At 67.9% G+C, this 13,040-nt stretch carries 11 protein-coding genes; 4 read left to right on the top strand and 7 right to left on the bottom strand.

Annotation, left to right across the window (positions count from 1 at the left end; genetic code table 11):
* Positions 1-515 precede the first annotated feature (515 nt).
* Positions 516-1,274 (bottom strand): hypothetical protein, encoded by a 759-nt coding sequence (locus tag AB0B20_RS25550; RefSeq protein ID WP_357474141.1) that lies wholly within the window; start codon positions 1,272-1,274, stop codon positions 516-518.
* Between the two features lie 719 nt (positions 1,275-1,993).
* On the opposite strand from AB0B20_RS25550, the gene AB0B20_RS25545 reads away from it, so the two are divergent.
* From AB0B20_RS25545 to AB0B20_RS25530, 4 genes are read left to right on the top strand one after another with little or no spacing between them, the layout of a single operon-like run.
* On the top strand, positions 1,994-2,410 hold the full coding sequence (locus AB0B20_RS25545; RefSeq protein WP_357474138.1) for a hypothetical protein: 417 nt from the start codon (positions 1,994-1,996) through the stop codon (positions 2,408-2,410).
* On the top strand, positions 2,407-3,846 hold the full coding sequence (locus AB0B20_RS25540) for a relaxase (RefSeq protein WP_357474135.1): 1,440 nt from the start codon (positions 2,407-2,409) through the stop codon (positions 3,844-3,846). Before AB0B20_RS25545 ends, AB0B20_RS25540 begins: the two co-directional genes overlap by 4 nt.
* 19 nt (positions 3,847-3,865) lie before the next feature.
* Entirely contained in the window at positions 3,866-5,005 is a 1,140-nt protein-coding gene (locus AB0B20_RS25535) for a hypothetical protein (RefSeq protein WP_357474132.1), read from the top strand.
* Positions 5,002-5,511: a DUF4913 domain-containing protein gene (locus tag AB0B20_RS25530; protein WP_357474129.1), complete on the top strand. Its 510-nt coding sequence runs from the start codon at positions 5,002-5,004 to the stop codon at positions 5,509-5,511. Before AB0B20_RS25535 ends, AB0B20_RS25530 begins: the two co-directional genes overlap by 4 nt.
* A gap of 78 nt (positions 5,512-5,589) precedes the next feature.
* Here the strand turns inward: AB0B20_RS25530 and AB0B20_RS25525 are convergent, their stop codons facing one another.
* The 6 genes from AB0B20_RS25525 to AB0B20_RS25500 all read right to left on the bottom strand — a co-directional run bounded on the left by AB0B20_RS25525 (position 5,590) and on the right by AB0B20_RS25500 (position 13,040).
* A complete protein-coding gene (locus tag AB0B20_RS25525; protein WP_357474126.1) occupies positions 5,590-7,167 on the bottom strand; it encodes a hypothetical protein in 1,578 nt (525 codons plus the stop codon).
* Complete coding sequence (locus AB0B20_RS25520; RefSeq protein ID WP_357474123.1) at positions 7,164-8,000, bottom strand: caspase family protein; 837 nt, start codon at positions 7,998-8,000, stop codon at positions 7,164-7,166. The genes AB0B20_RS25525 and AB0B20_RS25520 overlap by 4 nt, the downstream gene beginning before the upstream one ends.
* Complete coding sequence (locus tag AB0B20_RS25515) at positions 7,967-8,461, bottom strand: hypothetical protein (RefSeq protein WP_357474120.1); 495 nt, start codon at positions 8,459-8,461, stop codon at positions 7,967-7,969. Before AB0B20_RS25515 ends, AB0B20_RS25520 begins: the two co-directional genes overlap by 34 nt.
* Positions 8,462-8,526: 65 nt before the next feature.
* Positions 8,527-9,648, bottom strand: a complete 1,122-nt coding sequence (locus AB0B20_RS25510) for a toprim domain-containing protein (protein WP_357474117.1) — start codon at positions 9,646-9,648, stop codon at positions 8,527-8,529.
* A 117-nt stretch (positions 9,649-9,765) separates the two neighbouring features.
* Positions 9,766-11,601, bottom strand: coding sequence for a TraM recognition domain-containing protein (locus AB0B20_RS25505; RefSeq protein WP_357474114.1), 1,836 nt, complete (start codon positions 11,599-11,601; stop codon positions 9,766-9,768).
* On the bottom strand, positions 11,598-13,040 hold the full coding sequence (locus tag AB0B20_RS25500) for a hypothetical protein (RefSeq protein WP_357474111.1): 1,443 nt from the start codon (positions 13,038-13,040) through the stop codon (positions 11,598-11,600). Before AB0B20_RS25500 ends, AB0B20_RS25505 begins: the two co-directional genes overlap by 4 nt.

The following is a 13,040-nucleotide window of genomic DNA, read 5'->3' as shown; positions in this document are numbered from 1 at the left end:
GATCCACGGCGGCTGCTCACCCCTCCTCACGTTCAGACGAAACGACCCTCACATCCAGTCGGTTACGCCCACCCTCAAAAAGTTAGGACCTCTTAGTGCCCGAGCACTCTTCCTCAGCCTCGGGGTTGTGTGGCGGCGGGCCCGTACCCAATGGGTACGGGGCGACTGACTGGCAGGAGCGCGTATTCGATCGGTGCGAGTTCTCCGCCATCTGACCGGACGTACTCACTGACCGCTGTCACTGTTCGCCCGCCTGCGCCACAGGTTGTGGCGGGTGGCGGGGGTGTTGGAGTGGTCGGGTCCGAGGCCCGTGTTGTCGGGGCGGGTCCTGCTGGCGGTCGGGTACCAACAGGGCGCGGGCGGATTGGGTGCCTTCGGCGAGGCGGTAGGCGCGGTGCGAGGCGAAGAGCGGGCGCGCGTACGGCGGCAGGATGACCTGCTGGATACAGGGTTGCTCGTCGACGCCAGGGGCGGCCAGCTACTCGCGGTTACAACCCGCGATCGGTTCGGTGCGGCTATGCGGACGACTTGCGGGCCAGGGGTACTTGGGTGCCTTCAGGGTGGTTTGTGCCGAGGATCTTTCCGAGTTCGGCCTGCGCACCGTCGCCGACCAGGGACGGATTCTCCTCGAGCAGCGCCGTGATGGCGGATCGGATCTGCTCAGCGGTGAGCGGCTCTACCATGCTGTCCAGTTCCAGGAGGCCGTTGACGTCCTCGATTCGGGCTTCCCGGAGCATTCTCAGCTGCTCCTCGCTGTACAGCCGGGTCACGAGGGCCGCCAGGAAACGGTTCCGCGCTTCCTCGGTGCTCATGCTGGCCCGGTACGCCTCGAGCGCGGCGACCACTTCCTGCGTCTCGGTCGGGGGTGCGGCCTCTGCCGCCGCGGCCTTCTCCGCACGGGTGGCCGGGCCGCCGATCTCGCGCAATCTGAACCGGCTCCACGTCGACCTCACGACCGGCGCCGCCTGCTCCAGCCATCTCGTCACATGCGGTTTGGCTTTGTCTACGGCGGCGGTGGCGCCGAGGATGAGCAGGGTGCCGAGCATCTCCATCTCCCGGTCCGACAACAACGGCTCCGCTGGTGCCGGCGGTCTGTCGGGCTCGCTCGAATCCGTGGTGTAGACGTACGGATCTTCTTCGTCGTCCTCGTCGATGTCGCTCAGCGTGACGTGACCGAGCTTGTTGGTGCCGTCTTCACGGGTGAGGGGGCTGTACTCGCCGGGTTTCTTCTGCGACTGCGACAGATGCGATCCGTCGTCGTACTCAACCCACATCTTCTTTCGAGGCATTGGTCGCCGCCGTCCCCCGGACCGGAATCAAAGTCGCAAGTGTATTGCCCGGGGAGCGCCGCCGCCGTGGGCCGATGGTGTAGGTGTGCGGTGCCGTTCGGCGTAGCTGAGCGGTCTGCTAGGGCAGGGTGGGCGTCTGCGTGCTCGAGCGCGGACTGGACGCGGTAGAGGGGCCGGTTGGAGCAAGATATGGCCATTGCTTATCGATCTTCGACCGGGCGCGGTCGCAGATCGGCAATGGAGGCGAGGCCGTGCCCGCGTCGGTCCGCGTCGGCGTACGGGTGCACGTGACCAGGTAGGTACGGTTGAATGAGGCCACCTGGGCCTCAGCCTGGTGCACGTCGCTGCCGTGAGGCAGCCGGACCACCCCTACTACCGCGCCGCTTCCGCTCCTCGCCGCTGCGCGGCTGCGGTGCGGGTCGGCTTGGTACCGAATTACCACCGGAGCGCTCGCCGAGAACGGCATCGACGCCGGCAGGTCGTGTGAGCGCCAACTTGGCCCCCAGGGCCACGACGGCAGGCCGCGCACCACTGATCCACGTCGAGGTCTTTCCTGACTGGAGGGGCGTGGGCGGATACGGCGGATTGGGCGCCGTTCAGTCGTACGGGGCCGGGCAGGCGACCCGTAGGTCAACAGTCCGGCCGGTGCTGGTAGCCCCGGATGCTCGCGTCGGCGGCAACGCCCGGGGTGCACTGTGGCGGCGATGGACAGCGATCAGCCCGCCTGGCCCCGGAAGGCGCGGCACCGTGCGCACAATCGGCCGGCCCGCCCGCATGCGGTGCTGCTCCGGCTTTCCGATGAGGAGAAGGCCTCGATCGAGGCGGCGGCCGCAGCCGCAGAGCTGACTCCAACGGGCTACGCGGCGAAGGCTGCGGTCGCTGCCGCGTCTGCCGGCCAGGCGCCCGGTGGTGTGAGCGGTGACCTGCGCGACCTGCAACACGAGCTGTTCGCCGCCCGTCGGGCGGTTGCGATGTTCGGCAACAACGTCAATCAGGCCGCCGCGGCGTTCAACGCCACCGGCCGGCTGCCCGACTGGGCCGCCGAAGCCGTCCGGCTGTGCGCGACCGCCGTGGTCCGGCTCGACGAGGTGATCACTCTGATCGATAGGAAGCTGCGGTGATCGCCCGAGTGCACCGGCGTGGCTCACGGGTCGGCGGGCTGCTGCGCTATCTCTGGGGCCCCGGCAAGGCGGAGGAGCACATGAACCCCCGCCTGGTGGCGGCGTGGGACGGCGCGGGTCCCCTGACTGACCTGGAGCCGAAGGTGACCCCCAGCGGCAAGCGGGACTTCCGCGCGCTGACGGCATTGCTCGAGCAACCGGTTCGTGCGGGCGACCGGCCGCCGAACAAGTTCGTTTGGCACGCCAGCATGCGGCTCGCGCCTGAGGACCGGCACCGCACCATCAGTGACTCGACCTGGGCAAGCATGGTCGTGCAGATGCTCACTGAGGTGGGGATCGCCACTACCGCCACCGATCCGGGCCTGCGCTGGGTCGCCATGCGCCATGCCGACGACCACGTGCACGTCGTCGCCACGCTGGTTCGCGAGGACGGGCGAACCAACTGGATGCGCAACGACTATCCGCGCTGCGTCAAGGCCACCTACAACGTCGCGCGCCGCTACAACCTGCACCGCCGGGTCCCGCCGGCTGACCGCACCGCCCACCGCCGTCCCCACCCAGCCGAGGTGAGCAAGGCCCGTCGTACCGGCCGCGCTCAGACCCCCCGAGAAGAGCTACGCCGCCGGGTACGTAGGGCAGTGGCGGCAGCCAGCTCGGAGGAGGAGTTCTTCGCCGGGCTACGCCAGGCAGGAGTGCTGGTCCGACTTCGGCGCAGCAGCACCGACGCCAAGATGATCACCGGATACGCGGTTGCCCTTCCAGGCGCCCGTACTGCCAGCGGACAGCCTGTGTACTTCGGCGGGGGCCGGTTGGCGCCTGACATGACCTTGCCCAAGCTGCGGCTGCGCTGGGGCATTCCTTCACCGCCGCCGGTGGCGCCGACGGTCAGCCGCCGCGAGCGTGTCGAGGCGATGCGCCAGGCCGCCAATGTGGCCGCCGCAGCTGCCGCCGACATCCGACATGCCGCCCGTACCGAACCCGCACGGGCGCAGGCCACCGCGGTCGGCGCAGCTGACTTGCTCACCAGCCTGGCGTACGCGATGGAGGGTGACCGGCGTGGACCACTGCACCGGGCCGCCGAGGTCTTCGACCGTACAGCCCGCGATCTGTACGGGCGCATCCGTCGGCCCACCAGCCGATCGCAGGAGATGCGCGCCATGTCGCGGCTGGTTGCGCTGATGGGCCGCATCTCCGGCGACGACGACACCATCGCCGCACTCGCGCTGGTGATGGACCTGTCCCGCTTGGCCGACGCTCTCGAGCAACTGCGGAAGGCCCAGCAGCGCCTCCACCAGGCCGAAGCGGCCCGAGCCGCGGCGGAGGCGCTGCGGCTGGTAGCGGGTGGCCGGCAACCGACGGTAACGCTGCCGCTAACTGCAACGCCCACACCCGCACCGAGAGTGGAAGGCGGCCGACGCACTGCGCGCGGCCGTTGAGCAGCCAAGGGAGGCGCGCGTGCCGCACCCGCAGCAACACGACGACCCGATGGCCGAGACCCGCCAGCAGTTCCTGCAAGGGCTGGCGACGATGGCGACCGTCGGCGAGGCCGGTGCCCGCTGGGCCGCCGTCGGTATCCAGAACAAGGCCGCCGAACGGGATCGCCAGGCTCAAGGTGACCAGGCGGCCGCGGCGGCTCGACGGGAAGCCGACCGACTGGCAGCCAAGGTACGCGGCGACCGCGAACGGATGGCAGCGTCGCTGGACGACCACTGGCTGGTCAACAAGGCCACCTTCGCCGAGGCCGCCGCCATCTGGCGAACCGCGACGGTCTACGCCAGCAGCGACCCAGTAGCCCGGCGGGCGGCAGAGTTCGCCGAGCAACGACTTCGTCAGTTCCGCCCGGACCTGATGGCCGCCTACGAACGCCATCGACAGGCTGGCACGCCGATCCCTGAGGCCATGCGTGCCGCCGCCCGGGAGGTGTGGGAGCGCGATGCCCGGGCTGGCCACCGCCACAACGGCGCTCGCGCTCACGGCGGCACACCCGACCGGGCGGGGATTAGCCAGGACGGGCCAGTCGCGCTGCCACCGGGTGGCCGTGCGCTGGTCGACGACTTCGACGCCGCTGTTCGTCAGGAGGCTATGAAACTGGCCGAGCACGTACGGCCCGAGGCTCTCGACGAGCTACAGCGCCAGTGGCGTGCCACCGGCAAACTCCCCGCGGGTGAACCTGTGCAGCTCCTTCGTGACCTCACGGCGGAGATGAACCAGGCGATCCGGGCCGGCGACGCTGGCGGACGCTCGGTCGAAGGGATCCGACTCGCGCAGAGTCACGTGGAGGAGGCCTTAGCCCGTGATCTGCAAGGCAGGGCTGCTGCTGAGCGAGGTGAGGGAGTTCGGGACGGCGGGGCGTTGGACGATCCTCGTACCGTGGTCGATGAGCACGCAGGCGGGCAGGCGGCGAGCGTGGTGCACGACGACGGTGCTGATTACATCGACGCCACGGCGGCCGCCGTCGACCACGCTGACAAGCTCGTGACGCCCGCGTGGGTGCAGGCCTTCCCGAAGCTTCGCGTAGCCCAGGTCGACGCGGCGCTCGCCGCCAAGCAAGCTGCGGCAGCGACCGCGGTGCCGATGCGCGGACGATCGCGATGACCGCCACCACGTCCCAGCAGGCCCGCAATGACGCGGCTACCCGACTCGATGAGCTCGCTGCGGAGGTGGCGAGACTGACGGCACAGGTCGACGACCTCCAGCAGACCCATGCCGAACGCGTCCACACTGGTGATGGAGAGGATCAGCCGCCGCTGTACTCGACGGTCGAGGAGTGGGTGACCACGTATCTGCTGCCGACCTTCCCGCGCCCGGTCGGTGAAGTCGGCATGACTCGCTGGCACTGGTGCCAGCAATGGTGGCGCCACGACGAAGCGGTCACCCGGCTGACCGCCCTTTGGTACGGCTGGGAGCAGGCCCGGCTACAGATGACCGGCATGCTGCCCTGGCTGCGAGAACTCGACCATCAGTTGCCCATCCTGTACGGCGACGATGGCCCGTTCCGTGACTGTGCCGCCGGCGGTGATCTCGGAGTGCACCGGCATTCCTCTTGCCCAGAAATGCCGGCCCAGCCTGCACCCGAGAATTGGTGGAGGTGGTGGGATTGACATTAGCACTGGCACGGAGCCGACCAGGCCCAAGGCGTGAACCCTCACCTCGCCACGAGCAAACCCGGCCGTCGCGAGCTATGGAGTGTCCACTCCGTCGTAACCGCGGGGCTGGTCCATACCAGCCAGGTAGGGGCCCAGGCCGAGCGCCCTCAGATTAATATTGACCCGGTCCATTGGAAGCGCTTCGCCGCGCAACGCGGCCTCGTACTCACGGACGGCTGAACCGATTCCCGGAATGAGTTCCTCAGGCGGCTCTACACCGTGATAGTTGAACACGGCCGGTACGACTTCGCCGATCCGTTCCCGCCACGCCTGGTCGACACAGAACTCGATGCCCCTTTTGTGCGGCAACGCCATGCATCGCGAAGCGGCGGGGCATGCGTTGATGGGCTGATGCCAGTCCAGCGGCCCGTAGCAGGCTACGTGGGTGTCGAACGAGAGTTGCATAAGTACGTGTTCCATAATTGCCGCCAATTGGCGGAGTATCACCCTGCTTTCTAGGCGCTCAACATCCGCTGGCCCATCGTTCTCGTGTCGGATGGAGAACCACTGATAGCCGTTCGGTGTCTCCAGCGCGCATACTGGCGGAATGAGCTCCGGTTCCAGAAGGAGCGGCCAGGTCAGCGCGCGGTCAGCATCTGCGATGACTACGCCAAGGTTATGCAGACTGTTCTCAATCAGGTTCACTTCCGTGAGGACGTCTGGTAGTAGCGGCGCATAGTCTGGCGGCAGGGTTTCGGAGAGATTGTCGAGGAACCGCTTGTGCTCGGTGAGGCTGAGGCGGCCCACATGCATAGTCTCTTCGAATAGACGTGTTAGCGCTGGCAGTCCGATGCCGCGCAGATATGCATCGCAATTTGCGAGGTTCAGTGGCCGGCTCCAGAAGCGTTCGTAGTCGCGAAACAGCTGCCACGTGAGCCTGCCGACAGTAACGTCGCGGCGGCTCAACTCGGCACTCATCGCCGCGAACGACTCGGGGAGCCGGGCTGTGTTGGGCATAATTCGGTCGTCGTAACACGAGGCGAGGAACAAAAACGGCATCAGCGCCATGCGCTCCTCGTCTCGTACATCGTCTAGATCGCGTCCGGTGGCATCGGCGAGCACCCACAACGGCCACGTGTAGACGAATGCGTCAACGGTGCGTGGGATGTCCTGCTGGAATTGGTGGGTTATCGCTGCGGCGCACCAGGCCATTGCCTCGTATACGGCGTGTAGGCCGAGTGGTAATGAAATTACGTAGTCAGGCTTGGCTAGCCGCACCTCAAGGATTCCAGCACGGGTCAGATGCGCTTCCACGACTTGAGTGTCGGCCCTTGTGTAGGCTGAGTACCAGTCCGGCGGCCATGCTTCCCAGATCGCGTTGAAGCTGCTGAGCTGTTCGAAGAACGGATCAAGCGCGAAGTGTTTGCCGTTGCGGGGCTGGCGCAACAAATCCTTGAGCCTGGTAAAGCAGTTGCGGCGGTACTGGGACAAGAAGAACCCGGTCGGAAGAGCGCTGTACTGGAAGTAGTGAGTCCATTCATGCCGGTAGATGTGATTTGTAGTGACTGGGCCGCCGGCACCGTCGGGTAGCGCCTCTGCTGTCAGCCGAATGACCTGGTCCGCGCTGCGAGTATCGGCCAGCACGTTGAACAGCGACGCGTTCGGCATCATGAGCGCTTTGAACCGCCCACGAAGAGCTGTTGGTCAGCCATGCGCCCTTCGAGCACTGGCAGTTGCCGACCTTGCGTGTCTGACAGTACGGCCTGCACCACCTGCGCATAGGCGACGCCGAGCGGTACCGCGTCCGGTGCGCCGCTGGGTCTTTGGTCCAACGCGCGGAGCAGATGGTGCGTGAAGATTCCGTGGCCCAGGTTGTCAGACTCTAAAGCCTGCTGATGCTGGCCGCATGCCATGAGAATCGCGACGCCGTCGCCAATGGCCTGTCGACCACCGCCCGGCAATGACACTGCAACGTTGAGCTGGGCATTTGTTAGGGCTTGCCTACGGCGAAAGATCGGGCCGTCGATGCCGCGCGAGCGGACTCCGTTGGCGAACCCGACGCCGCCGCCAGCGTGGCAGCAGTCGAAGATTAGCGTGACATTGCCGGCACCAATCCGCGCCCGTGCAATCGGCAGCTCGTGGGTCAGGGAAATCCCCGTAGAATACAAACGATCGAGATCCACGTCGGACGGTAACAGGTAAGCCTCCGGCCCGGCCGTAGGGTTGCCGTCTAACCTCATTTCGCGGGCGCCATGACCGGCGAAGAACGCCATTACGTTATCGTCGGGCCCTGCCTCGGCCAGCCAGCCGCCCAGCGACTCCCGGACGTTCGCAGTGGTGGCGTCGTCCTCGACCAGGAGGCGGGACCGAACTGAACTGCCTTCTCGGCCCCGGATGGCGGCGTCGTGGAACGCGGTGGCGTCGGCGACCGCCCAGTTAAGGTTCGGGATGTCGGCCGATCGGTAGGCGTTTACTCCGACTGCGAGAATGAAGGATCTACCCATGCTCCCCACCTCTCGGTCCAGAAGTCGTCGTATATGGCGATAGCGGCGGCGATGCCCTCGTCGTTGGTGCCGAGGTATAGCAGCGGCCTGGTGTTCCCACCGTCAGCCCGGATCTTTTGCATGCGTTGCATAATGCGACCTGCCAGTTTCACAGCTTCCTGGTCGCGCATTTGCTGGGCGCGCACAAGGAGGATCTCGATCAGATGGAACCTGTTCACCGCCAACTCATACCTAGCCGCAAACTGCTGCGCCAATTCCGCCGGCTCTAAGAACAACGACCAGACGAATCCGGGGTCAGCCAGCCCGACTTGCTCCCACGCCAGAAAGCCCAATAGACAATCGAATCCCGGGCGGCCACCAACTCGCTCGACTGCAACATTCCGGACGGTGTCAATCGCGGCCAGTCGCCCGTACGGTATCCCGGCTCCGTCATCTTCCGACTCTTGGCGCACTTTCGCCATTAATCACCGCCCGACCTGCGCCGTTGCATCTGCGGGTCCTGCTCCTATACCGGGGACGAAGCCTATCACTCGACAGTCGGGAAAGGACGGGTCGATGCGCGTTGGCCGTCCGTCGTTGGGTGCCTGCCGCAGGGTCTACGCAGCTCGGGACCAGCGTTGATAGGCGGATCGAGGCCGTGTACTACGGCTTCGAGGTGCGCGAGCGCAGCAATCGCGACGGTGTCGACGCCTACCCTGACGTGCGCGACGATGTGCCGGGCCACCCGGATCGCCTCGTCCGGATCTGTCGCCTCGTACAGCAGCGGCGTCAGAAGGCGCACCGCTGTGCACCTGCCGTCGATGTCCTCCAGCAGGCGGGGATGCCGTTCGACGAGCCGGGCAAGGCAGTGGTCGACCACCGCGTCGAGCATGGGCCGCGTCTGTCGCTGCAGGATCGCCCGCAGCTGAGCCTTGCCGTTGGGTCGTCGCACCAGGTCTGCCGGGTCGGCGCCGGCGCTGAACTCAGCTGCCAGCAGGGGGCCGGGAAAGCGCGGATGCCGGAGCAGCTGAAACGCCCGACCAACCGCTGCGCGGCCCGCAGGATCCCCATCGAAGGCCCCAACCAAGCCTTGGGTCGCGCCCGGAAGCCGCCGGAGGATCGCGGCCTGGGTGTCGGTGAGCGCGGTGCCACACGGCGCGAGAGCGACCGCTCCGGTCCGGCCCGATCGGGAGTAGGACAGCCACACCGCGAGGACATCGGCAGGCCCTTCGACCAGGACCGGGGTCCATCGTCCGGCGATGCGCTCCTGCTGCTCCGCAACACCGAACAGCAGCTGTCCCTTGTCATAGAGCGCCGTTTCAGGGCTGTTGATGTACTTCGGTACGTTCTCACCAGCGCCGGGGCCGGAGCGGCCGAGAAACGCTACGGCGTGCCCGGCCGGGTCACGCACCGGGAACATGACCCGGTCCCGGAACACGTCGATGAGTCGGTCCGGGTCCTGTCGAGTGCGGGTCGACAAGCCTGCGCCGATTAGCTCCTCCGCCGTGAAACCGGCGGCGCGCAGGTGGCTGGTCAGCGAACTCCAACCCGGTGGGGCATACCCCACCCGCCACGGCCACTCCCGTTGCACGAGAACACGAAGGCCGCGTTCGGCGAGATAGGCGCGCGGGCCGTCGGCGTGATCAAGCTGGGCACGGTAGTACGTCACCGCGGCCGTTACGGCCGCCAAGAGCCGCCCGGGCTCGAGCTCGGTGCCGCGTACAGGGAATGTCGGGTGACTGATCCGAGGTGCACCCATGGCCAACCTCCGATATCCAAACTAGCTTCAGCCGGCCCGACCTAGCCAGGAGCGTTGCGCCATGCGAACGCGACGTGCGGCGCGGGTGCGCTGGGCCTGGCGCGTCATCTCGGCGGTGGAGGCGGCGACAGCCGCGGTCAGCCGCTCGGCGCTCGGCTCGTCGTACCAAGGGAGCAGATCGAGCATGGCCACCCGGATGCCGGTGGCGAACAGCAGCGCCGAGCCCTTCGGCAGGGCACGGATCTGCGCCGGGTCGAGGATCCGCTGCCGACGCACGGAAGTCTGGTACGACGTACGGCCCTGGCCATCGCGCGTACGGGAGGCGACGGTGACATCGTGCTCGCCGACGAGCCGGGACAGGTCCTCGGCGAAGCGCGCATCGTCGATGCCGGCACCGATTAGCTTGACCGTGGCAGCCGACCACAGCGCGTCCATGCCCTGCTCACCCCAGACCCGGGTTCCCTGACGGTAGGACTGCAGGATGGTCAGCGGGATGATGCCTCTACTGCCGAAGTGGCTGTACAGCTCGGGTAGGTCCGCGATCTTGCAGATGTTCGCGGCCTCGTCGAGGCACGCGACCAGCGGCGGGTCGAGCCGGCCGCCGTGCGCCTCGGCGACGGTGACCGCGGCGCGCAGCACTTGGTCGGTCAAGCCGGCGACGAGTGGTGCGGCTGCACCGGCGCCGTCCTTGGACAGCAGGTAGAGCGTATCGGCGGTTTCAACGAACGCCTCGACGTCCAGTGCCGGCAGCGGCAGGTCCGGTGGGGTGACCCAGGCCATGATGGTCGGGTTGACCAGGCATGCCGCGGCGGTGCGGGCGGTCTCGTAGAGCCCTTCGCGGGTTTCGGGGGCGCCGGCCTGGCGGCCGGACATGGCCCGGGCGGAGGCACCGAAGCCGTGGCTCTTGAGGATCGTCGCCGGCTCGCGGGACGTGGAGTCCGACAGCCATGCCTGGACCGAGGCCAGCGTGCGGCCCTCTAGCGCGGCGGCGAGGATCAGCGAGGTGAGCAGGTCAAGTGCTCCTTGGATCCAGAAGTCGTCGCTGCCCTGGGAGTTGCGGACCTGCTGGACGAAGTGGTTGGCCAGCCGGTGGGCGTCCTCGACGTCCTCGACGGCGGCCAGCGGGTTCCACCACCAGTTCTGCGCCACGTGGGCGATGGACTGCGGGTCGAACACCCACACGGTGCCCTGCTCAGCCCGGGCAGCCGCCGTGGTGGCCCACAGGTCGGGCTTGTTGCTGGTGGCGAGCGCCGCCCCCGGCGCATTGAGGATTGACTGCACGGCCAGCGCGGTCGTCTTACCGGCGCGGGGTGCCATCACCGCGAGGACGACGTCTTCCCAGGACGAGTAAAGGCGGGGGCCCGAGCCGCGCCGCCGTCGGTGCGCACCGAGCACGACCCCGGCCGCTTCGGCCGAGATCTCCTTCACCAGCACGTCAGCCAGGTTGGTCCGCAGCCGGCGGGCCTTGGTGGCAACCACCGGCAACGTCATGGCCTTTACCTCGGTGGGGCCGGCCAGCGACGGCAGTGGATCCTCCGCGTCGGGCTTGCGCGCCTGCCACCACACCGCCGCCAGAGCGCCCAGGCCGACCAGCACCAGCAGCAGCACCGCGTAGACGACACCCACCGCGGTGGGGGAGACCCCGGGCCAAAGCGCGGCCCAGTCGGCATGCAGCAGATGTTCCAGGTACGCGGACCCGAAGCCGGGACCACCGGCGGGATGCCCGGTCACGGCGGCGGCGATTCGCCCCGCGAGCCAGGACAACCACATCAGGGCGATTGCCGCCCACACCAGCCCGAGCAGTAGGAACGGGGTGAGCGGTCCGCCTGCGGTGCCGCGTGGTTCGACCGGCCGGGTGTTCATAGCTGCACCTGCCGGATCGCCGCGTCGGTGTCGTAGAGCTCCCACTCCTCACCGACCAGGGTCAGCGACACCGGCAGTCCGTTGCGCTCACCGGTCTTGATCAGGTATCTGCCCCGGCCGGGATGCACGGAGCCGGCGAACCAGGCTTCCGGCGCGGCCCAGGACGCCACCAGTTCGCGCTCCGGGCCGGACAGTTTGATGACGTCGTTGACGCGGTTTAGCTCGCGTGGCGGCAGGCCGGCCAGGATCTTGATAGCGGACCGTTCGATGAAGCCCTGCGCCTTGGCGCGGTCCTCAGGCGTGGGCAGGGCATCGAGGTCAGCGAGGGAGTGGGTGACCATCACGCTGGCCATGCCGCGCTGCCGGTTGAGGCGGGTCAGCGCGTCGGCGTGCTCGACCAGCCCGGACGCGCCGCGCAGGGCCCGCCACAGCTCGTCCATGACGCCGAGGTACTGCCGGCGCGGCGCCAGGCCCTGATCGGCCAGCACGGACGCGGCGTCGACCATGCCGAAGCCGTACGCCCAGGTGCACAGCATCGCCGCGGCGACCAGCTGGTCGCCGGCGGCGGCTACCTGGGAGATGTCGACGCTGACGGCTGGGGCATCCAGGTCCAGGGGCTTGGTGGTCGGGCCGTCGAACACCCCGCGTAGGCTGCCCTCGCACAGCAGCGCCAGGGTGGGCACGAGCTGGTCGACGCGGCGGCGGTACTCGCCGTCGGTGCGCGCCCGAGCCGCGGTCAGTAGCTCGTCGGCGCCGGCTTCGACCAGGCGCAGCACGTCTGGCACCGTGGGGTCGCCGTCGAGTCGTTCCGTGAGTACGTCGATCGCCCGGCCGAGGATGATCTCCTCGGTGTTGTTCAGCGCCTGCCCCCGCACCAGCGCGCACAGTGCCAGCAGCAGTGACATGCGCCGGCCCCGGATCTCCAGTTGCAGCTGCCGGGCATCGGCGGCGCCCATTCGGGCGAGCGCGCTGCCGAGCGGGCCGGAGTCGAGCGGGTTGAGCCGGTCCAGGCCGCGGCCGACCCGGATGACCTGCCCGCCCAGATGTTCGACGAGCCGGGTGTAGTCGGGTTTGGTGTCGCCGAGGATCAACGCGCTGGTGCCAAACCCGGTCATCCCGGTGATCAGGCGCTTGACCACCGTGGACTTGCCGACCCCGGGCTGGCCGAGGACGAACACACCCGGGTTGGTGATCAGGCCCTCGCGCAGCCACTCGAGGGGGTCGAGGCAGACGACCTCACCCCACAGCATGTGGCGTCCGATCGGCACCCCGATCGTGGGCGCACCGGACCCGGCGACGAACGGGTAGAGGCCACACAGTTGCACGGTTGTGCCCTGGTATTCCATGCCGGGGGAGACGTGGCTGGCCCGGCCGGCGCCGGGGGCGCGTACACCCCATGCCGGCGCCAGGGCTACCGCGTCGATGGTGCTGCTCTTCAT

Source organism: Micromonospora sp. NPDC049151 (genome assembly GCF_040648395.1).
Taxonomy (GTDB): domain Bacteria; phylum Actinomycetota; class Actinomycetes; order Mycobacteriales; family Micromonosporaceae; genus Micromonospora.
Note: the sequence above shows the minus strand (reverse complement) of the source record. Positions and strands in the feature narration are given on the sequence as shown.